The sequence below is a fragment of the Devosia sp. FJ2-5-3 genome (assembly GCF_029201545.1).
Classification (GTDB): domain Bacteria; phylum Pseudomonadota; class Alphaproteobacteria; order Rhizobiales; family Devosiaceae; genus Devosia.
In genome coordinates, this window is sequence record NZ_CP104007.1 from 3,462,960 (window position 1) to 3,483,156 (window position 20,197).

The 20,197-nt window shown below is 62.7% G+C and carries 16 protein-coding genes and 1 tRNA gene; 7 read left to right on the plus strand and 10 right to left on the minus strand.

What is annotated here, in order from left to right; genetic code table 11:
• Positions 1–87: 87 nt before the first annotated feature.
• The gene (locus tag N0P34_RS16685) at positions 88–618 is read right to left on the minus strand and encodes a hypothetical protein (RefSeq protein ID WP_275604349.1); all 531 of its coding nucleotides are present in this window, start codon (positions 616–618) and stop codon (positions 88–90) included.
• Position 619: 1 nt separating this feature from the next.
• Between N0P34_RS16685 and N0P34_RS16690 the strand changes: the two genes are divergently transcribed.
• Complete coding sequence (locus tag N0P34_RS16690) at positions 620–2,749, plus strand: histidine kinase dimerization/phosphoacceptor domain -containing protein (RefSeq protein WP_275604350.1); 2,130 nt, start codon at positions 620–622, stop codon at positions 2,747–2,749.
• A 167-nt stretch (positions 2,750–2,916) separates the two neighbouring features.
• Here the strand turns inward: N0P34_RS16690 and N0P34_RS16695 are convergent.
• Positions 2,917–2,993 (minus strand) — tRNA-His (locus N0P34_RS16695).
• A gap of 314 nt (positions 2,994–3,307) precedes the next feature.
• Here N0P34_RS16695 and N0P34_RS16700 point away from each other — a divergent pair.
• The 5 genes from N0P34_RS16700 to N0P34_RS16720 all read left to right on the plus strand — a co-directional run bounded on the left by N0P34_RS16700 (position 3,308) and on the right by N0P34_RS16720 (position 10,991).
• Complete coding sequence (locus N0P34_RS16700; protein WP_275604351.1) at positions 3,308–5,914, plus strand: HAMP domain-containing sensor histidine kinase; 2,607 nt, start codon at positions 3,308–3,310, stop codon at positions 5,912–5,914.
• Between the two features lie 171 nt (positions 5,915–6,085).
• Entirely contained in the window at positions 6,086–7,564 is a 1,479-nt protein-coding gene (locus tag N0P34_RS16705) for an ABC transporter substrate-binding protein (RefSeq protein ID WP_275604352.1), read from the plus strand.
• A gap of 81 nt (positions 7,565–7,645) precedes the next feature.
• On the plus strand, positions 7,646–8,596 hold the full coding sequence (locus N0P34_RS16710; RefSeq protein ID WP_275604353.1) for an ABC transporter permease: 951 nt from the start codon (positions 7,646–7,648) through the stop codon (positions 8,594–8,596).
• The gene (locus N0P34_RS16715; protein ID WP_275604354.1) at positions 8,593–9,429 is read left to right on the plus strand and encodes an ABC transporter permease; all 837 of its coding nucleotides are present in this window, start codon (positions 8,593–8,595) and stop codon (positions 9,427–9,429) included. The genes N0P34_RS16710 and N0P34_RS16715 overlap by 4 nt, the downstream gene beginning before the upstream one ends.
• A complete protein-coding gene (locus N0P34_RS16720; RefSeq protein ID WP_275604355.1) occupies positions 9,426–10,991 on the plus strand; it encodes an ABC transporter ATP-binding protein in 1,566 nt (521 codons plus the stop codon). The genes N0P34_RS16715 and N0P34_RS16720 overlap by 4 nt, the downstream gene beginning before the upstream one ends.
• A gap of 99 nt (positions 10,992–11,090) precedes the next feature.
• On the opposite strand, the gene N0P34_RS16725 is transcribed toward N0P34_RS16720, so the two are convergent.
• From N0P34_RS16725 to N0P34_RS16755, 7 genes are all read right to left on the minus strand, one after another.
• Positions 11,091–11,675, minus strand: coding sequence for a UPF0149 family protein (locus N0P34_RS16725; RefSeq protein ID WP_275604356.1), 585 nt, complete (start codon positions 11,673–11,675; stop codon positions 11,091–11,093).
• Positions 11,676–11,722: 47 nt separating this feature from the next.
• The gene (locus N0P34_RS16730; RefSeq protein ID WP_275604357.1) at positions 11,723–13,036 is read right to left on the minus strand and encodes a GH1 family beta-glucosidase; all 1,314 of its coding nucleotides are present in this window, start codon (positions 13,034–13,036) and stop codon (positions 11,723–11,725) included.
• A gap of 88 nt (positions 13,037–13,124) precedes the next feature.
• Positions 13,125–14,183 (minus strand): Mrp/NBP35 family ATP-binding protein, encoded by a 1,059-nt coding sequence (locus N0P34_RS16735; RefSeq protein WP_275604358.1) that lies wholly within the window; start codon positions 14,181–14,183, stop codon positions 13,125–13,127.
• A 99-nt stretch (positions 14,184–14,282) separates the two neighbouring features.
• Positions 14,283–14,936, minus strand: a complete 654-nt coding sequence (gene fsa, locus N0P34_RS16740) for a fructose-6-phosphate aldolase (RefSeq protein WP_275604359.1) — start codon at positions 14,934–14,936, stop codon at positions 14,283–14,285.
• An 80-nt stretch (positions 14,937–15,016) separates the two neighbouring features.
• On the minus strand, positions 15,017–16,201 hold the full coding sequence (locus tag N0P34_RS16745) for an amino acid aminotransferase (protein ID WP_275604360.1): 1,185 nt from the start codon (positions 16,199–16,201) through the stop codon (positions 15,017–15,019).
• 144 nt (positions 16,202–16,345) lie between these two features.
• Positions 16,346–17,284, minus strand: coding sequence for an electron transfer flavoprotein subunit alpha/FixB family protein (locus N0P34_RS16750; RefSeq protein WP_275604361.1), 939 nt, complete (start codon positions 17,282–17,284; stop codon positions 16,346–16,348).
• The gene (locus N0P34_RS16755) at positions 17,284–18,042 is read right to left on the minus strand and encodes an electron transfer flavoprotein subunit beta/FixA family protein (RefSeq protein WP_275604362.1); all 759 of its coding nucleotides are present in this window, start codon (positions 18,040–18,042) and stop codon (positions 17,284–17,286) included. Before N0P34_RS16755 ends, N0P34_RS16750 begins: the two co-directional genes overlap by 1 nt.
• Positions 18,043–18,293: 251 nt before the next feature.
• Here N0P34_RS16755 and N0P34_RS16760 point away from each other — a divergent pair, with 251 nt between their 5' ends.
• Positions 18,294–19,013, plus strand: coding sequence for a LysE family transporter (locus N0P34_RS16760; RefSeq protein WP_275604363.1), 720 nt, complete (start codon positions 18,294–18,296; stop codon positions 19,011–19,013).
• A gap of 69 nt (positions 19,014–19,082) precedes the next feature.
• Here the strand turns inward: N0P34_RS16760 and N0P34_RS16765 are convergent, their stop codons facing one another.
• The gene (locus tag N0P34_RS16765) at positions 19,083–20,054 is read right to left on the minus strand and encodes a Tim44 domain-containing protein (protein ID WP_275604364.1); all 972 of its coding nucleotides are present in this window, start codon (positions 20,052–20,054) and stop codon (positions 19,083–19,085) included.
• Positions 20,055–20,197: the final 143 nt, after the last annotated feature.

Consider the following 20,197-nt stretch of genomic DNA (forward strand, 5'->3'; position numbering starts at 1 on the left):
TCAGGCCAAAATGTGAACAGTGGGCCGGTGATAATATGCTAAAAGCGCGCAAATCATGCCGAAAGCAGCGGCACAACCGGAGCAGAACTATTGAATGGCATTGGGCTCCGGAGCGCGCTTCGGCACAATACCCAGGATGAGCATGACCGGCTCGATGCACAGATCGGCGACTTCTCCGATCTCCAAAGCTACAGATCCTTCCTTGTTGGCAGCTATCGATTTCGCAAATGTCTCGAACCTGCGACATCCACCATCGGGTTTTGGAACGCCGAGCTCCTGCTCGAAGAGCTGACACACGATCTTGAGGATCTCGGGGCCGGCATCGTATCCGCCCCGGTGACGGCGTTGCGCGCCGAAACGCAGGCGGAGCAGCTTGGACTGCTCTATGTCCTCGAAGGATCGGCGCTGGGCGCCCGCATTCTCTTCAGGCGGGCAGAACTGCTTGGTTTTACCCAGACCCATGGCGCGCGCCATCTGGCAGGCCAGGTCACTGATCCCCGGCGTTGGCGGAATTTCCTGACGATGCTCGAGAGCCTTGGCGACATCGACCAAAGCCTTGCCATACGCGGCGCCCGGGCCTGTTTTACGGCCGCACTCACTCATTTCATCGAGGTCCAAAGTGAACCCTCCCAATTCGCTTGACCTGACCAGCTGCGACCTCGAGCCGATCCATATCCCAGGTTCGATCCAGCCTTACGGCATCATGCTGGTGGCAGATCCGGGTTCGGGGCGCATCGTCGGCTATGCCGGCACCAAGGGTGTCGATGGCACATTGTTCGATCGCCCGCTCGACGAAGTGATCGGCTGGAGTGCGCAGGCGATCCGATCCAGCCTGCCGCGCACCGGCATGCAGGTGCTCGGTGACGTGCAATTCGATGGCGTCACCCGCGATGCGATCGCCTATGCCAGCGGGTCGCACCTTGTGGTGGAACTCACCGAAAAGGTCGACGGCACACGGATCGATGCGGCACTGCTCGCTACGCTCGACACGCTCGACGTGCGTCTTGAACGCGCGACCAATTTAACCGAGCTTTCAGCCGAAGCCGCGCAGATCTTCCAGCGGCTGACGGGCTATGGCCGCGTCATGGTCTATCAATTCGTGGATGAAGGCGCCGGGGTCGTGAGAGGGGAAAGCACCTCCGAGGGGCTGCCCAGCTTCATGCACCACCATTTTCCGGCCTCCGATATCCCGCGGCAGGCCCGAGCCCTCTATGTGCGCAACCGGGTACGGGTGATCGCCGACGTGCATTACCAGCCCGCTCCGATCGTGAGCGCGAGTTCGACCCTGCAGGAACTCGATCTCAGCGATTCCACCATACGCAGCGTGTCGCCGGTGCATCTGCAATATCTCAAGAACATGGGCGTGGCCGCGTCGGCATCCATGTCGATCGTCAAGGATGGCATGCTGTGGGGGCTGATCGCCTGCCATCACCACGAAAAGCGGGAACTTTCGCTCGATACGCGGATCGCCTGTCAGTCCATGGCGACGAGCCTGGCGCGCCTTATCAAGGTGCGGGAAGACAATGAGCTCTATCGCGAGCGGGTGCAATTGCGCAGTCGCGAGGACGCCATTCTCACACGCCTGGGGCCGGACAGCTCGCTGACCCGATTTTTCTCGCAATCCGGTCTCGATTTGGCAAAACTGCTCGATGCCGACGGTTTCGCCGCCGTGCAGGGCACGGACCTTTATTGCACGGGGAAATGTCCGGACGACGCCGACATCCGCGCCATGGCCGAGCATGTGCGCGTGGGGGCGCTGGCCAAGCCTTACGCCACGAGGCAATTGTCCAGGCAATTTCCGGCCGCGGCGCACTTCACCGAAACGGCGAGCGGGCTTCTGGCCGTCACCATGTCCACGGAAGTGCCCACGATCTTGCTGTGGTTCAGGGCCGAGCAACTCCAGACCGTCAAATGGGCCGGCAATCCGCACAAGGATGTCGCGCACGACCCAAGCGCCCAACTGACACCGCGCAGCTCCTTTGAAGAATGGGCGGAGAGCGTGAGGGGGCGCGCGCGCGACTGGAGCCTGTCCGAAACCGAATCTGCCTCGCGGCTGGTCCGCCTGCTGCTGGAAGCGCGCAAAAATAGTCGCATCCGCGAGCTCAACAATGAGCTGACCACTACGGTGCGCGAGAACGAGATTTTGCTCGAGCAACGCGGTTTCCTGCTCAAGGAAGTCAATCATCGGGTGCAGAACAGCCTGTCCCTCGTGGCGGCGTTCCTCAGGATGCAGGCGCGGGCCGCAGGCGGCGAGACACGGTCCGAACTGGAAGAGGCGCAGAGCCGGCTGATGGCGGTGTCGCTTGCCCACCGGCGCCTCTATCAGGATAACAGCGTCGAAGTCATCGACCTGTCCAGATATCTCACCGAACTCATGGATGAATTGGCAAAATCGCTGGAGGCCGGCTGGCGGGATGCGATTGCGCTCGATTTGGCGCCGATCCTGACCGATGCGGGGCGCGCAGTTTCGCTCGGACTGGTTGCGAACGAGCTGCTGACCAATGCGGTCAAATATGCCTATGAAGGCAGGCCAGGCCCCGTGAGTATCCGACTAGAGCAGCATCGCGACATGCTCCGCCTGATCGTCGCGGATCGCGGCCCCGGCATGAATGGCGGCGTGGCCGGAACCGGATTCGGCTCCAAAATGCTGCGGGTGCTGATGCAGAGTCTCGAGGGAAATCTCGATTACGAAGACAACCACCCGGGGGTCCGCGCCATCGTGACAGCCGCAATTCGGCAGGAACAATAGACTGCAGCGTTACCAGGAAAAGTGGACACCACTCTTCTGTTGGGAAGCGCCACAAAACGAGGACTTAGGGTGATTTCATCGCGTCAACGACGCGGTGAAATGCTCTAGATCGGGCGGCAAGCTGCCGCTCCACCTTGGGCGTCACCGACAAAAATGTTGGATTTTGGTGGTACCGCCTCCCCGGATTGAACGGGGGACCTCTAGATCCACAATCTAGCGCTCTAACCAACTGAGCTAAGGCGGCAAGCCAGCCGGGCGACACTGGCGTGCTCCCGGAAACGGGCGGAACATAGGTCGAGTTTGACGCAATGACAAGCACCGATTTTCCCCTGTGGACAGTGTGATTGCCGCAGGGCGTTTTCCCTCGAAAATGGGGGGTGCATGACCAATCGTTAGGACATGGGCCTTAACCATTGCAGAGAATGAATCGAGCCGAAGGGACTGCTGCACTGGATTCGGCCGGGCCGGCACTATATTTAAGAACACATGAAGAACTCAGGCCACCCGTTTCAAACTGGGACAATGGCCGCACTACATATTGGTCGAACGCGCTGCCTTATGGATGAACTCTGGACGACATTGCCCAATGCGCGCCGCGTTCTGCAACACGCTCAGGACGCGCGACCGGCATGGCTATGGTCCCAGGACGGCCAGCACCTGATCTGGGCCAATGACGCCGCCGGCCTGTTCCTGGCCAAAATCAAGAAACATGGCCTCAAGCGCGCCGAACCAGCCATACCGATCAAGGGACAGATCGCCCGGATCATCCGCCTTGGATCGCCGGGGCGAACAAGCCTTGCGCGCATCCAGTTCCGTGCCGGCGAAAAGCCCGTGTCGGCGACATGCGCAACGACGCCACTGGCCTGGGCGAACGACGAGAACGCCCTGCTCATTGTTGGCGTCGACCCCATAGACCCGGAAATCCTTGCCCTTCAGGATGCCGCCGATGAGCCGGTGCCGGAACCAGCGGCCGCGCCCTCGGCCGTGACCGAAATGGAGGCACTGGCGGCGGAAATCGAGGCGATCAGCTTGGCCGACGCCGAGATGGCAGGCAATGACGACACCGAGGTGACGACCGACGACACCGAAGAGCCCGTCCGGGGTGACATCGCCGGCGACAGCGCCTATGCCCGTGAGCTGCAGAACTGGCAGGATACCGACGCCGAGACGGCTTATCAGGCCAGCGCCGTCGGGACGGAAGCCGATGCGCCGGACGATGATGCCCTGCCCGAGGCTCTCCCCGCGGCAGAGCCCGGCGCCGAAACTGAACCCACCATCGACGACGGAGCCGCAGCGGCAGGGGAAACGCTCGTTCCACCCGAAAACGCCGAACCCGATCGGCGCCTCTTCCGGAGCCTGAGCCAGCTTGTCGACAGGCTGGCGGCAGATGAAAAGCTCTATGCGCCTCTCACCGATGCCGACGATCAGGCGCCCCCGGCCGCTGCGGAAACGCCGGCGCCGGAGGAAGAGACCGTTGACGCGCCACGTGTGCTCTACAAGCTTGTCGGACGCGGGTTTCGGCGCGATGACATTCCTGCACCCGATAGCAGCGAGACCGCTCAACCCCTCCTGGCCGAGCCGGTCGCTGCGACGACCCCGGACATTGCTGCGCCCGATCCGGAGATCGTCGAACGCGTTTCACGCTATAATTTCGACGAGCTGTCGCGCATCCTCAACGACCGGGTAGGCGATCGCGGGCAAGCTGAAAGCCTCGTCACGGACCCGGCGCCGCCGGCCAATTTGCAGCCGACAAACAGCGGCGCCTTGGTGAGCCTCGGCGGGGAAACCCTGGTGCTCAACCGATTGCCACTGGGCATTCTGGTGTTCCGCGACCAGCAGATCCTTTTTGCCAATCGGGCCATAACCGAGATGATGGGTTATGACAGCGTCGAAAGCCTGCGCCAGGCCGGCCTTGCGGCAGTCTTCCCCGGGTCCGGCTCCGACCAGGAGGCCGGGCCGGTCAACCACATCGTGCAGCGCGACGGCACTCTGGTGCCCGTCACGGCGCGGCTGCAATCCATGTCCTGGCAGGCCCGTCCCGCTTTGATGCTCTCGGCGAGTTCGACCGAGGTGCGAACCGGGCACGAGGACGCCGTGCGCGCTTTCGCCCAAGGCCTCTCCGAGTTGCGGGATGACGGATATTTCGAAGCCAACCGCAGCGGCATGATCAGCAATGCCAATGGGGTGGCGACGGCGCTGCTCGGCGGCGGTAAGTCGGTTCTGGGCCAATTGCTGTCAAGCTATGTCAGCGAGGACGAAGCGCTGTCACTGCGGTCCTTCCTCGAACGGCCGGCGCGCTTTGCCGAAACCGAGCGGCCCTCGCTCGGCCTGCGCAGCGCGGATGGGCAATCGGATATCCAGCTGTTCACCCAGGGACAAGCCGGTGTCGTCAGCGGCTATTTCGGCTTCGTGCGCGCCAGAACGGCGATGCCCCGCCAGGTGCTGACCAGCCAAAACGACCTCGATCCGGCCTTGCTGGCGCGAATCAGCCGTGGCGTGCGCCGACCGCTCAACACCATAATCGGCTATGCGGAAATGTTGCGGACGGAGACGTTCGATTCGGAACGTTTCGACAGTTATGCGCAGGACATCGCGATGGCAGGGCATGACATCGCTGCGCTGGTGACCGAGCTGGATGATTATGCGCGGCTGCGCGAGGGACGATATCTGCCCGAACGGGCAAGCCTCGACCTGACGGAACTCCTGGAAAACTGCGTCCTGCGCATCAAGAACCAGGCCAATGGCGCGCGCGTGCTGCTCCGAAACGCCATTTCGGAAAGCCTGCCGAAAGTCACGGCGGACCGGGCCTCGCTAACCCAGGCGGTGCTCAATTTGCTGGCCAGCGCCATCGACCAGAGCCCGACGGGCGGCGCGGTGGTCATTTCGGCGCAGCGGCTCGACGATGGCGGCATCGCGATCCATGTCCGCGACAGCTCCAACCATGCGCTGGATATGGCGGAGCGATTCGTGGTGTTCCGCGACGGGCAGAGCCTGCAGGGCAAGGCGCTGACCCCGGTCCGATCGAGCGTGGGGCTGGCGCTGACGCGCTCCTTGCTGGCAGTCAATGCCGTCTCGCTGTCCGTCGATCCTGCCGGCAGAAGCGGCGTTCTCTTCAGCCTCAAGGTCCCCGCCGATCTGGTGGACCTGAGCGGCGACGAGCAATAATCGGTCCTTGCATCGCCTGGTTCATGCCGGGATTTGGGCGTGGGGGATGATCTTGCCCTTCAAAGCCCCAATGGGCGAAAAGTTTAATACGCAACAATGGTGCGCTGAAAAGCCAGTTTGCCTATATCTAGGCCCGAGGTGCGAACAGGCCTCACCTTCTGGGAGACCATAATGATATCGATGAAGTCCCTCGCGCTGGCTGCGGCCGGCCTGGTGCTGGCAACCGGCATGTCCTACGCTCAGTCGACCGAGATAAGAATTGGAGTGGCGCTTGAACCACCGGCGCTCGACCCGACGGCGGGGGCAGCCGAAGCGATCGACGTCGTCGTCTACCAGAACATTTTCGAAGGCCTCGTGCGCATCGATGAGACCGGCGCGGTGCAGCCCGGGCTGGCCAGCGCCTGGACCATCTCCGACGACGGCCTGACCTATCGCTTCACCCTCGTGGAAGGCGTGACGTTTCATGATGGCACCGCCTTTGATGCGGAGGACGTCAAGTTCACCTTCGACCGTCTCCTGGCCGAAGACAGCGTCAACGCCCAGAAGGCGCTCTATACGCCGATCGAGACCGTGACTGTCATCGATCCGCAAACGGTCGAAATTGCCCTTTCGCGCCAGGATGGGCTGTTCCTCTTCAATCTCGGTCGCGGGGACGCGGTGATCGTGGCGCCGGAAAGCGCGGACAATAACGCCAATGACCCCATCGGCACCGGGCCTTTCGCCTTCGTGCAATGGGATCGCGGCAGCCGGGTGATCCTCGAGCAATACGGCCCCTATTGGGGTGAAAAGCCGGCGCTGACCAAGGCGACCTATGTCTTTATCGGCGACACGGCCACCATGACCAGTGCGCTGCTGGCGGGCGATATCGACGGCACCAACAATTTCGCTCCCGAGGCTTTGGCGGTGTTCGAAGGCAACCCGCAGTTCAAGGTGTTGGTCGGCTCGACCGAGGGCGAGACCATTCTTGCCACCAACAATGCCAAGGCACCGTTCGACAAGCTCGAGGTCCGCAAGGCAATGGCGCATGCCATCAACCGCACGGACATCATCGAGGGCGCGACCTATGGTTATGGCGTGCCGATCGGCACCCATTTCGCCCCGCACAATCCCGACTATCTCGACCTGACCAACACCTACCCGTACGATCCGGAAGCGGCAAAGGCGCTGCTGGCCGAAGCCGGATTTCCGGATGGGTTCTCGGCGACGCTGAAGCTGCCGCCGCTGACCTATGCAAGGCTGTCGGGCCAGATCATTGCCAGCGAATTCAGCAAGATCGGCATCAAGCTCGAGCTGATCAATATGGATTGGGCACCCTGGCTGGAAGATGTCTTTGCCAACAAGGACTTCGACCTGACCATCATCAGCCATGTGGAGCCGTTCGACATTGGCATTTATGCCAATCCCGACTACTACTTCGGCTACGACAATCCTGAAGTTCAGGCGCTGAACGAGACGCTCAATGCCACGACCGACGAAGCACAGCGCAAGGTCCTGGTTCAGCAGATCCAGACCATCATCGCCGAAGACGCCGTCAACGGCTATCTGTTCGAACTGGCCCAGACCGGCGTGTGGAACGCCAAGCTCGAGGGCATGTGGCAGAACGCGCCGATCGAAGGCGTGGTGCTGCGCGGCATCCACTGGACGGAATAATCCGGCCCTGGTGATAGCTGGCCGGGGGGAGCGCATCTCCCCCCGCCATATCCTGCGCCACCCCCCTGCCCGAGGTGGCTGGTGATTGTCTATATCCTGAAACGCCTCTTCGGTTTCGCGGTCACCCTGCTGATCGCAGCAGTGGTCATTTTCGTGCTGCTCGATCTCCTGCCGGGCGATCCCGCGCGGTTCATCCTTGGCATCAATGCCAGTGCCGATGCGCTGGCGGCGCTGCGGTTGCAGATGGGGCTCGACACCCCTGCCCTCCTGCGCTTCAGCAATTGGATCCTGGGCATGCTGCAAGGCGATTTCGGCATGTCGCATACCCAGCGGCAGCCGGTGGCCAAATTGATCCTCGACCGGATGGCGGTGACCATGCCGCTGGCGATCATTGCCATGGTGGTGTCGATGGCTGTCGGCTTGCCGCTCGGCATATTGGCGGCCCGGCACCGGGGTAAGCCGCTCGACACGGGTCTGATGGTGCTGTCACAGGCCGGTGTCGCCGTTCCCAATTTCTGGTTCGGCATGCTGCTGACCCTGTTATTCGCCGTGACGCTGCGCTGGCTGCCGCCGGGGGGATTTACGCCCTGGCACGAAGATGGGTGGCTGGCCATGCGTGGACTGATCTTGCCCGGCCTCGCCCTCGCCCTGCCGCAGGCCGCAATTCTGGCGCGCGTCATGCGCACGGCGCTGGTCGACGTCGCGGGGCAGGATTATATCCGCACCGCCCGGGCCAAGGGCATGACCTTTGGAGAAGCCATCTGGCGCCATGGGCTTCGCAATGCCCTGCTCCCTGTTCTGACCATTCTTGGACTGCAATTTGCCTATCTGATCGCTGGTACGATCATCGTCGAGAACGTCTTCTACCTGCCGGGCCTGGGGCGGTTGATCTCGACCGCTATTTTCGAGCGCGACCTTGTGCTGGTGCGGAGCGCGACGATTGTGCTGGTGCTGGCGGTGAGTGTGACCATGCTCCTGGTTGATCTCGCCTATGCAATGGTCGACCCGCGCCTCAGGGAGCGGCGACCATGAACTGGCAGCGTATTTCGGCCCATCCCAGCCTGATGATCGGCCTCGTGGCAACGATCATATTCGCCGTGCTGGGGCTGGTATCGCTGGTCTGGACGCCCTACCCCATTGGCGACATTTCCATTGCGCGCCGCTTCATGGGCCCGGATATGGCGCACCTGCTGGGTACGGATCATCTCGGGCGCGACCTGCTGTCACTGATCATGTCCGGCACGCTGGTGAGCTTTACTGTGGGCACGGCCGCCGTGGCCATTGGTATCGGGGTGGGGGTGCCCATGGGCCTGGCGGCAGCCATGTGGGGCGGTCCCGTGGAATGGGTGGTGCTGCGCATTTCCGATCTGGCCTTTGCCTTCCCATCGGTGGTCATCGCCATCCTGATCGCCACGCTGGTCGGGCCGGGGGCGACCAATGCAGTGGTCGCCATCGGCATTTTCAATATCCCCGTTTTCGCGCGGGTGGCACGGGGCGGCGCGCTGGCGCTGTCCTCGCTCGATTATCTGGGCGCAGCGCGGCTCGCCGGCATGGGCCGGGCCGAAATTGCCCTGCGGCACCTGCTGCCCAACATTATGAGCCTCATCATCGTGCAGGGCACGATCCAGCTGTCGCTGGGCATACTGGCCGAAGCGGGGCTGTCCTATATCGGGCTGGGCACCCAGCCGCCGGCGACCAGCCTTGGGTTGATGCTGCGCGATGCACAGAGCCTTTTCCTGATCCACCCCTGGCTCAGCCTGCTGCCGGGGCTCGCTATCGTGCTGATCGTGGTTGCGCTCAACATTGCCGGGGACGGTCTACGCGATGCGCTCGATCCGCGCCTGCGCCGGCAGGAGGTGGCATGACCAAGCCATTGGTCGAGATCAACGATCTGACGCTTTCTTTCGGCGGCCGTCCGGCGGTTGACGGATTGTCGCTCGCCATCGAAGCCGGCGAACGGTTCGGCATTATTGGGGAAAGCGGATCGGGCAAGTCGCTGACGGCGCTGGCCATAGCGGGGCTGCTTCCCGAAACAGCGGAAATGCGCGGAGAGGTTCGGTTCGACGGCGCGCCACTGCCCAGCGACGAACGGGAACTGGCGCGTCTGCGCGGCAAACGCATCGGCATGGTGTTCCAGGAGCCGATGACGGCGCTGAACCCGCTGCTGCGCGTAGGCGAGCAGATCGAGGAAGCCATGCGGCTGGCGGCTGCCAGTACGGCGCCGCTGGTGGAACTGCCTGCCCTTCTCGAAGAGGTGGGGCTCGAGCCCGGCCATGGCAGCCGCTTCCCGCATCAATTGTCGGGCGGCCAGCGGCAGCGCGTGATGATCGCCATGGCATTGGCCAGCAAGCCCGACCTGATGATTGCCGACGAGCCGACGTCGGCCCTCGATGTCATCACACAGCGGACCGTGCTCGATCTGATCCTCGAAATCTGCCAGCGCCGACGCATGACGCTCGTTTTTATCAGCCACGATATCCGCGCCGTGGCGTCCCTCTGCGAACGGATCGCAGTGCTCCATCGCGGCAAGCTGGTGGAGACGGGACCAACGCGCGAGGTCCTGCGTGCACCCCAGCACGACTATACGAAGAGGCTCGTCGCCGCGACCCGGATTGAGCTTCGGCAACGCCACAACCAGGCGGAGACCAAACCGATTCTACGCGTTGCAGGGCTGACGCGGGAATTTGGGCGGGGCTGGCTACACTGGGGCGAGACGCCGCTTCGCGCCGTCAATGCGGTCGACTTTTCCATTCTCGAGGGGGAATGTCTGGCGCTGGTCGGACCATCCGGCTGTGGCAAGACCACGCTGGGCCGGCTGATCGTCGGACTGGACACGGCCACGTCCGGGTGGCTGGAATTCCAGAGCAGGCGCTATGGCGGCGCCGATTTGCCCGCCGCGCTGCGGGCCGACCTTTCCTTCGTTTTCCAGGATCCGTTCTCAAGCTTTGATCCGCGGCTGACCATTGGCGCGTCGCTGGGCGAGCCGCTGCGGCTGCTGCCGAAGATGGCGCCGATCGAGCGCCGCGGGCGGCTGGAAGAGGCGATCCTCTCGGTGGGTCTCGAGCCGGCCATGCTCTCGCGCTATCCGCATGAGTTTTCAGGCGGGCAGCGGCAGCGCCTCGCCATCGCGCGAGCCATGGTCACGCGCCCGCGCCTTGTGGTGCTCGACGAGCCGGTGTCAGCGCTCGATATGTCGGTACGTGGCGATGTGCTGGACCTGTTGGCGCGCCTGCAGGCCGAGCACGCGCTGACCTATCTGATCATCAGCCACGACCTCGACATGATCGCGGCAATGGCCGACCGTGTGCTGGTCATGGAGGCGGGCCGGATCGTGGAGGAGGGCAGCCCAGATGCGCTGTTTGCGCACCCGAACCATCGCCTGACGCAGGAATTGATGGCGGCCAGGCTGCCGGAATTGGTCGACTAGAGCATTCACCGCGTCGGCGACGCGATGAAATCGCTCCAGATCCTTGTATTGTCGCGCTTTCGAACCGGAAAAGTGGCGTCCACTTTTCCTCAAAGCACTCTAGCTGCCCTTGTGGAGGCGGTACGCAAGACCGGCGAAGCCGGCGATGACCATGGGCATGGCTTCCATCATCTCGTCATACTCGGCCCATTCTTCCTCGCCGGCCGTATCGTCCGGCCCTGCATCGGGGGAGGAGAGCATCAGGGCAGTGGCCAACCCGAGGGCGGCCTCACCGCGCTCGCCGGCGCTTTCCGTGTCCCGCAGCAGCGCGTCCCATGCGTCGAACCGGAGCAGCATGGCCTGCTGGAAACCGGAGATCCAGACCTGCCAGATGACTTCCTCTGTTTCCTCGTCGACTTCGAAGAGCGGGGCGTAATTGTCGTTGGCCAGTTCCTGCTCGGTCTCGGCAAGGCGGGCTTCGATCAGCGAGGCCAGTTCCTCATTGCCGCTGCGCAGCTCGCCCCGTTCGTCGGCCAGCCATTCGAAGGGCCACCATTCGTCGCGCGAAATCGGCTCGGGGCTGACCACAAGGCCACAGAGAAAGCCGTCCAGCTCCGGCAGGAGCATTGCATCGGGCCCGGCCTCGGCCAGGAGCTCCTCAAGCCGCTGCAGGGATTGAGGCAGGTCGGTCAATTCTGGAGTCATGTGATGAGGTCCGCGCCTAATGTTCGTTTGGCGCGGACCATACACGCTTAGCGCGAATTGTGCAGCAGGCCCTGGAAGGAACGATAACTATCCTTGGGCGTGCGCTTTTGGGTGGTGTAGTCGACGTGAACGAGGCCGAAACGCTTGTTGTAGCCTTCCGCCCATTCGTAATTGTCGAGCAACGACCAGGCGAAATAGCCCCGCACGTCAGCGCCGGCCTGGCGGGCGGCCAGCACGGCCTTGAGGTGGTCGTCATAATATTTGACGCGACGGGGATCATTGTCCCCCTCCACTTCGGCCATGCCGTTCTCGGTCACGTAGACGGGAATCTTGGTGTAGTCGTTGGACACCCGGACCAGCAGGTCCGACAGGCCCTGAGGGTAGATTTCCCAGCCGATATCGGTCTTTTCGAGCGGTCCCTTGACCTGCTCGACGGGGCGACCGGGCTGGGTCGAGGCCTTATAGAGGCCGCGCGTATAATAGTTGATCCCCAGCCAGTCGAGCGGCCGCGAGACGACATCCATGTCGGCCTGGTAGTTGGCCGGCAGATAGGGCTCCAGCCATTTGGTGAGGACTTCCGGGTATTTGCCCTTGAAGACGCCGTCGAGATACCAGCGATTGAACTGGGCATCGCCGAAATCAGCGGCGGCCTTATCCTCGGGACTATCGGTGGCGGCCTCGGATTTTTCGAGGTTCAGCACGATGCCGAGATTTTTCGTGCCGGTGGCGCGCAGGGCATCGATGGCCGTGCCATGGGCGAAGAGCACATGGTGCATGGCGCGGGCGGCGGCGCGCAGATCGCGATAGCCGGGGGCATGGACGCCGAGGAAATGGCTGAGGAAGGCGACGCACCAGGGCTCGTTGATCGTGGCCGTGGCGGTCAAGCGATCGCCGAATTTTTCGCCAATCAGCGTGGCGTAGTCGGCGAACCAATGGGCGATGTCGCGGTTCATCCAGCCGCCGCGATCCTGCAGGGTCGAAGGCAAGTCCCAGTGATAGAGCGTTGCATAGGGTTTTAGGCCGCGCTCGAGCATGCCGTCGATCAGGCGGTCGTAGAAATCGACGCCCTTCTGGTTCACTGCGCCCGTCCCTTCCGGGATCAGACGCGGCCAGGCGAAGGAAAAGCGATAGGCGTCGAAGCCACCGTCGCGGATCAAGTCCAGATCGGCCGGCCAGAGTTCGTAATGATTGCAGGCGTCACGCCCGGTATCGCCGTTGTGGACATTGCCAGGAGTAGCGGAGAAACTGTCCCAGATCGACTGGCCGCGGCCATCGCCCTGCCCGCCTTCGATCTGATAGGCGGCCGTGGCAACGCCAAAGGTGAAGTCGGGACCGAAATCCCGCCGGTCGAATGAAAACATGGATCCCCTCCAGAACGGCGTATCGCCAATTGGAGTGCCGGATAGCATCGCGACCGGAGTTTATGCAATCGATTTAAGTCGCGTCGGGTCAGGGAATGCGGGCCACGAGGCGTCGGGCGATGTTCCGATAGGCCGCCGCTTCGGCTCCCTCCGGATCTTTGGCGACCGAGGGCGCGCCCGCGTCGGAGTTTTCCCGGATCGACATCACCAGGGGGACAGCCCCGAGGAAGTCCAGCCCAAGATCGGCAGCGGCCTTTTCGGCCCCACCGGAGCCGAAGATGTCGTAGCGATTGCCGGTATCGGGCGCGATGAAATAGCTCATGTTTTCAACGAGCCCGAGGACCGGCACGTTCATCCGGCGCAGCATGTCGATGGCCTTTTGCGCGTCAATCAGCGCCAGATCCTGCGGCGTCGAGACGATGACGACGCCATCGACCACGGCCTGCTGGAAGAGGCCGATATGGATGTCGCCCGTACCGGGGGGCAGGTCGATGACGAGGACGTCGAGTTCGCCCCAATCGGTTTCGCGCAGCAATTGGCGGAGGCCGGAGGTGGCCATCGGGCCGCGCCAGACCACGGCCTGAGCGGGAACCAGCATGGAGCCGATGGAAATGGCCTTGAGGCCAAAGGCCTCGTGCGGCGAGAAAATACCGTCTTCGCGAATGGCTGGACGGCCTTCGATGCCGAGCAGTTTCGGGACCGAGGGGCCATAGAGATCGGCATCAAGGATGCCGACTTTGAGGCCCTCGGCCGCAAGGGATAGGGCGATGTTGACAGCGGTGGTCGACTTGCCGACACCGCCTTTGCCCGAGCCTACGGCGATGATGCGGCGGACACCTTTGACCGGGGTCTTTCCGACTGGAACAGGCGATCCGTGGGAGAATTTGGGGCCGCTCGATTTTTCGGCGGTGATCGAGACCATCACCTTGCGGGCGCCGGCGAGCGCCTGGGTGCGCTTCTGGGCCTCATCGCGGGCGGGGCCGAAAGCCGCCTCCATGCCGGGCTGGACGGCGATGGCAAAGGCGACGGCGCCGGGGGTGACGATGATCTCCGAGAGGCCGGAATAGGAGGCCAGATCGCCACCGCCGGGGATGTCCACTGCGGCGAGCGCAGACTTGATCTCTGCGGAAAGTTCGGTGTCGGCCATGACAATCCCTGAATGAACAAGACCTCACCCCGAGCGTGTCGAAGGGCGAGGTCTGTTGCATATCTCCCGCCCCGAAGGGCGGATAATCGTTTGAAATCCTTAGAGGATCGACTGGCCGGTGCCGGCCCAATCCTTGAGGAAGCCTTCGATGCCCTTGTCGGTCAGCGGATGCTGGGCGAGCTTCTTGATCACGTCGGGCGGGATGGTGGCGACGTCGGCGCCGGCGAGGGCGGCCTGGGTCACGTGGTTTGCCGAACGGATCGAGGCGGCCAGGATCTGCGTCTCGAACTGGTAGTTGTCATAGATCTGACGGATGTTTTCGATCAGTTCCATGCCATCGAGATTGATGTCGTCGAGGCGGCCGATGAAGGGCGAGATGTAGGTCGCGCCGGCCTTGGCAGCCAGAAGCGCCTGGTTGGCCGAGAAGCAGAGCGTAACATTGGTCGGAATGCCCTTTTCCTTGAAGTACTTGGTGGCCTTGAGGCCATTCAGGGTAAGGGGCAGTTTGATGACAACGTTGGACGCGAGCTTGGACAGCACCTCGCCCTCGGCAATCATGCCGTCATATTCGAGGCTTGCCACTTCGGCCGAGACCGGATCGGGCGTGATGGCGCAGATTTCCTTGATGACTTCCTTGAAGTCACGGCCAGACTTGGCAATCAGCGACGGATTGGTGGTGACGCCATTGACGAGGCCCGCATCGTGAAGCTCCGCGATGGCCTTGGTATCTGCTGTGTCGACGAAGAACTTCATCGTTCCCTCCTGAAAAGCGTTTCATTTCGGCCGGTTAGCCGAGTTTATTCCATGGCGGCACGGGAGCCGCAAGCATTGGCTCAGCGAATGGCGCCCAGAAACGCGTCTGCAAGATCGCCAACGCGGTCTTCCGGAATGCCGGCGACATTGATGCGGCTATCAGATGTCATATAGACACCGTTTCCAGCTTTTAAATGGTCCACCGCCTCGACCGAGAGGCCGAGAAGCGAAAACATGCCGCGATGACCGGCCACGAAGTCGAAATCAGTGGAGTTCGAGCGTTCGCGAATTGCTGCAGAGAGCTTTTCTCTCAATGAAATCATACGGTTACGCATGATCTCCAGCTCTTCTTCCCATTCGGCGCGCAAATCCGCATCCTGAAGGATGGTGCGGATAATCTCGGCACCGTGATCAGGCGGCTGGGAATAGGCGCCGCGAATGATGTTCAGAAGCTGCGAATTTGTAACATCGGCTTCTTCTGCAGTGCGGGCCACGAGAATGGCGGCACCAACGCGTTCGCGATAGAGACCGAAATTCTTCGAACCAGAGAATGCTATCACGGCCTCGGGGACCGTGGAGAGAATCTTACGGGTGCCGTAGGCGTCGGCCTCGATGCCATCGCCGAAACCGAGATAGGCGAGGTCGATAAAGGGCAGAGCACCGGTGCGCAGAAGGCTCGCCGCGACCTGGTCCCACTGCTCGTTATTGAGGTTTGCGCCGGTCGGATTGTGGCAGCAGCCATGGAGGAGAACGACATCGCCCGCGCTCAATTTATCAATTGCCGCAAGCATTTCGTCGAATTTCACGCCGCGGGTGGCAGCGTCGAAATAGGGATAGGTTGCAACCTTGAGGCCCGAATTGATGGCGATCGGGTTGTGGTTGGCCCAGGTCGGATCCGAGACATAGACGGTCGCGCCGGGACGGGCGCGATTGATCAGCTGCATCAGGACCCAGAGGGAACCGGTGCCGCCCGGCGCCTGCGCGATACGGACGCGGCTGCGGTCGATGCTGTCGGCCAGAACGAGGTCAAGCACGGCCGCGCCATAACCCTTGTTCCCGGCGATGCCGAGGTAAGTCTTTGTTTTTTCGTTCGAAAGAATCCGCTCTTCGGCCTTGCGAACCGAGGTCATGACCGGGGTCACACCTTTTTCGTCCTTATAGACGCCGACGCCGAGGTCGATCTTGGTGGGACGGGCATCAGCCGCATATTCGCCCATGAGCGCAAGGATCTTGTCGCCAGGGGCCTTTGAGAGGTTTTCGAACATTTTTTGAAGTCCGGTGAGAAGGCGCGGTCTTTATAGGCGCGCGGGGGATTTTTGCAATCGGCAGGGGGTTGAGGGCGGGGCTTTTAGAAGTGAAAACACCCCTCCCCGGCCCTCCCCTCAAGGGGGAGGGTGAAGAGAAGGGTGTCAGCCGGTGGGTTTAGTGACACCCAGCTTTTCCAGTTCGGCGATTAATTGCGGAATGATTTCAAATAGATCGCCCACGAGCGCGACGTCGGCGAGTTTCATCAGGGGAGCTTCGGGATCGGTGTTGATGGCAAAGATCTTCTTGGCGCCCTGGATGCCGGCGAGGTGCTGGAGGGCGCCGGAAATGCCGATGGCGATGTAGAGATCGGGGGCGATGATCTTGCCGGTCTGGCCGATCTGCCAATCATTTGGAGCGTAGCCGGCATCGACCGCGGCGCGGGTGGCGCCGACCGCTGCGCCCAGGGTTTTGCCAAGCTTTTCAATGAGCTGGAAGCCTGCTGCGGAACCGACCGAGACACCGCCACCAATGACGATCTGGGCCGTCGAGAGGTCGGGAATGTCGCTCTCGGTGCGGTGCGCGGCGAGCAGACGCGCCACCGAAGTGACTGAATTGTCGAGCGTTTCCACGGGCGCAGCGGCACCAGCCGCAACAGGGCGGAAGGCCGAGGCGCGGAACGTGAGAAGGTGCAGCGGCTGCGGGTCGGTGACGGTTTCGAGCGCATTGCCGGCGTAGATGGGGCGGGTGAAGCGGTTCGGCGCCGCGATGGCGACGATGTCCGTGACAGGCTGGATATCGAGCTTTGCAGCCAGGCGCGGAATGACGTCCTTACCCACCGTTGAGGCGTTGGCGCTAACAAATTGATAGCTTTTGGCACAGCGTTCGAGCGTTGATGCTAACGAATCTGCGGTTTCCGGACCTTTTGCGACCAGGACTTTCCGAACATTGGAGAGGGTGGACGCAGCCTCGGCGATGGCAGCTGGCTCTTCGGCCACGACCAGAAGATCGACCGGGCCCAATTGGCTGGCGGCAGCGACGAGGCGCGCCGTCGCGGGCGAGAGTTTTCCGTTGTCGTGTTCGGCAAGCAGAAGAACGGACATCAGAGCGCCTCCATCTCGTTGACTTCGGCGGCGACGGAAGCGGCGAACTCGGAAACCGAGGCGACGCTCTTTCCTGCCACACGTTCGGGCGGCGGGGATATGTTTTCGACGGTGAGGCGCGGGGTGAGATCGACGCCAAGATCGGCAGCGGCGCGGACGGCCAGCGGCTTGGAGCGCGCCTTCATGACCATGGGCAGGGCCGCATTGCGCGGGGTGTTGAGGCGAAGGTCGGCGGTCACCAATGCCGGGAGCGGCAGCGACAGGGTCTCGCGCCCGTAATCGACTTCGCGGGTAACTTCGAGGGTGGTGCCGTCAACCTTGATCTCGGAGGCGAACGTGGCCTGCGGGCGATCGGTGAGGGCGGCGAGCATCTGGCCGACGTGATTGCTGTCGTCGTCCACCGCCTGCTTGCCCAAAAGAATGAGATCGGGCTGCTCTTCCGCGACGATCTTTGCCAGGAGCTTGGCGATGGTAAGGGTTTCGAGCTTCTGCTCGGCCTCGACCAGAATGCCGCGGTGGGCGCCCATGGCGAGGGCAGTGAGAATGACGTCGTTGGTGCCCTTTGGGCCGATGGAAACCACGACGATCTCGTCGGCTTTTCCGGCCTCGGCCAGCTGCACGGCGGCTTCCACCGCATGCTTGCAGAAGGGGTTCATCGACATGCGCACGCCAGCTGTCTCGACGCCCGTACCATCAGGACGGACACGGATGCGCACATTGTGGTCGACCACGCGCTTGACGGCGACGAGGATTTTCATTGGGCAACTCCCGGGGCTGGGCATCCCTTCGCAAAAAGGGGCGACAGGGGCAAGGCGCGGATGGGAAATTTTGGGCTAGCCAGACGCGCTTTGTTGAAAAAGCCGCCCTGCCCCAGGACCGCTCCAGGCCGAGGTCCGGACTATGCGCAGAAAGTTCCGGGCGTAGAGCCCTTGGACGCAAATAGTTCCGTAGCTCCAGGCCGGCGGTGGGCGCATAGCGGTTTGCGACACAGCGAATGCGACGGGGACCGATGACCACTGGAGAGAGTTCCACCATCCGGATTGGCGCGCCGACCGGGCTCGCCCTGGCCGGCATAGCCACTGCCCTTGCCCTGGCGGCCACCTCATCTGGCTGGGCGGGCGGAACCGATGGCAAGAGCTTTCTGACCGGGCTCGGCCTGGGATTGGCCTTTGCCGCATCTCTGGGACCGCAGAACCTCTTTCTGATCAGAACGGGGCTGGTTCGGCGGCACATGGCGCCGGTGCTGGGCGCTGGACTGGCCTCGGAATTCACCCTGCTGCTGTTGAGTGCCGCAGCTTCGGGGGTTGTGGCGGGTGCCTTTGCCCCGATCCGACCGGCGTTGATCGTGCTCGGCGCAGGATTTCTGCTCTGGTGCGGCCTGCGCCAGCTCAGCCAGCACAATCAGCATGGCATCGATCACGTCTCGCTCAAGCCCGAAAGCCATGGCGTGGCCATCGCCCACATGCTGATCGTCACATGGTGCAATCCGCTGGGTTATCTCAAATGGGCACTCTTTGCGGGATTGCTGGTTGCTCAGCCGGATATCGAAGCCAAACTCTGGTGCGTGGCCGGGCTGGCGCTCGCATCGATAGGGAAAATGGCAATCTGGCCCTTGAGCGGACGTCTGCTCGGACATGTCCTCCGCCACAAGAGCACCGTGCACTGGTTCAACCGCATCTCCGGGGCGGCGCTAATCGGGTCGGCGGTGCTCACCTGCACGCAGTTCTAATAGCTGCAGGCAGAAAAAGGCCCGCGCTTCACGAGGAGGCGCGGGCCGAAAAAGCAGATTGTGGGCCGATCAGGCTTCCTGGATGGCCGAGAGCAGCCAGTCGCCGCCAATGTCACGCTTGAAGGTCCAGATTTCGGTGGACTCGGTGGCGTTGTCGGCATCGCCTTCGACGATGGCGCCAGACTGGCGATCCTGCGTGTAGTCAATGGACGAATAGCGCATGGCGACGGTCGCGTATTCGACCTTGCCCTCGCGCCAGCTTTCCGAGAGATCGCCCTGCAGCAGGGTGACGTCGGAAACCTGGTTCTTGACGCCATTGGTGGCGTTGGTGGCCAGTTCCTCGGAGAGGTAGCCCATGACTTCGGGCGTTGTGAGCGCGCGCAGGGCCGCATAATTTTCGCTCGAGAAGGCCGCCTGCACGCGGGTCAGCATCTGCTCGAAGATCTGGAGGTCTTCCATGCCGATGTTGAGGGCGTTCTTGCCGGGCACGGGCTGGGCGGCGCGCGGCGCGGCCGATCCGCCACCAAACATCTGGCCAAAATCCTTGGGCTGTGCATTTGGCTGGGGCTGGGCCTGGTAGGCCGCGACATCGGGGCCGCCTGCCGTTGCGGGGCGCGGTCCGCGGAAAAAGCGCATGGCCAGCCAGATGACGCCGCCAATGAGGGCGATCTGGGCGATCATGGCCAGAATGCCACTCATGCCGCCAAAGCCGCCGCCCATCAGCAGGCCGAAGAGGCCGCCAATGGCGAGGCCGCGGAGGAGCGAGCCGCCAAAGCCATTCATGAAGCCGCCGCGCGGCTGGGCCGATTGGGCGGTGGGCGCGGCCGAAGGCTGCTGCTGGCCGGGGGTCATGGTGCGCTGCACCGGCGCGACCTGGGTGGGCGCGGTCTTGGTCGGTGCGGGAGAATTAAAGGTGTTCATGCCACGGCTGCCGAAGCTGCCGCCCCGGCGGGCCTCGGCGTCGGACACCGAAACCATGGAAAAGGCCATGATCAGGCAGGCAAAGAGGCTGGCAAAGCGGAAGGACTTGGAAGCGAACATGGCGAACCCGGCAGAACAGTGTTGCGCTCGATATAGGGAGTAGGATGGCAAATGTGTAGCGACAGGCCCGGAAAAATCCGTCCCACGGAATTTTGAGGCCCTGCGGCACCGCTGGCGGGCATGGCCGGCGCGCGAACAGTTGA

Bases quoted from the DNA above. Each gene is read 5' to 3' on its own strand.
- N0P34_RS16745 (WP_275604360.1), bottom strand. From the start codon at position 16,201: ATGTTCGAAAACCTCTCAAAGGCCCCTGGCGACAAGATCCTTGCGCTC.
- N0P34_RS16700 (WP_275604351.1), top strand. From the start codon at position 3,308: ATGGATGAACTCTGGACGACATTGCCCAATGCGCGCCGCGTTCTGCAA.
- N0P34_RS16705 (WP_275604352.1), top strand. From the start codon at position 6,086: ATGATATCGATGAAGTCCCTCGCGCTGGCTGCGGCCGGCCTGGTGCTG.
- fsa (WP_275604359.1), bottom strand. From the start codon at position 14,936: ATGAAGTTCTTCGTCGACACAGCAGATACCAAGGCCATCGCGGAGCTT.
- N0P34_RS16735 (WP_275604358.1), bottom strand. From the start codon at position 14,183: ATGGCCGACACCGAACTTTCCGCAGAGATCAAGTCTGCGCTCGCCGCA.
- N0P34_RS16755 (WP_275604362.1), bottom strand. From the start codon at position 18,042: ATGAAAATCCTCGTCGCCGTCAAGCGCGTGGTCGACCACAATGTGCGC.
- N0P34_RS16765 (WP_275604364.1), bottom strand. From the start codon at position 20,054: ATGTTCGCTTCCAAGTCCTTCCGCTTTGCCAGCCTCTTTGCCTGCCTG.
- N0P34_RS16715 (WP_275604354.1), top strand. From the start codon at position 8,593: ATGAACTGGCAGCGTATTTCGGCCCATCCCAGCCTGATGATCGGCCTC.
- N0P34_RS16760 (WP_275604363.1), top strand. From the start codon at position 18,294: ATGACCACTGGAGAGAGTTCCACCATCCGGATTGGCGCGCCGACCGGG.
- N0P34_RS16720 (WP_275604355.1), top strand. From the start codon at position 9,426: ATGACCAAGCCATTGGTCGAGATCAACGATCTGACGCTTTCTTTCGGC.
- N0P34_RS16725 (WP_275604356.1), bottom strand. From the start codon at position 11,675: ATGACTCCAGAATTGACCGACCTGCCTCAATCCCTGCAGCGGCTTGAG.
- N0P34_RS16750 (WP_275604361.1), bottom strand. From the start codon at position 17,284: ATGTCCGTTCTTCTGCTTGCCGAACACGACAACGGAAAACTCTCGCCC.
- N0P34_RS16730 (WP_275604357.1), bottom strand. From the start codon at position 13,036: ATGTTTTCATTCGACCGGCGGGATTTCGGTCCCGACTTCACCTTTGGC.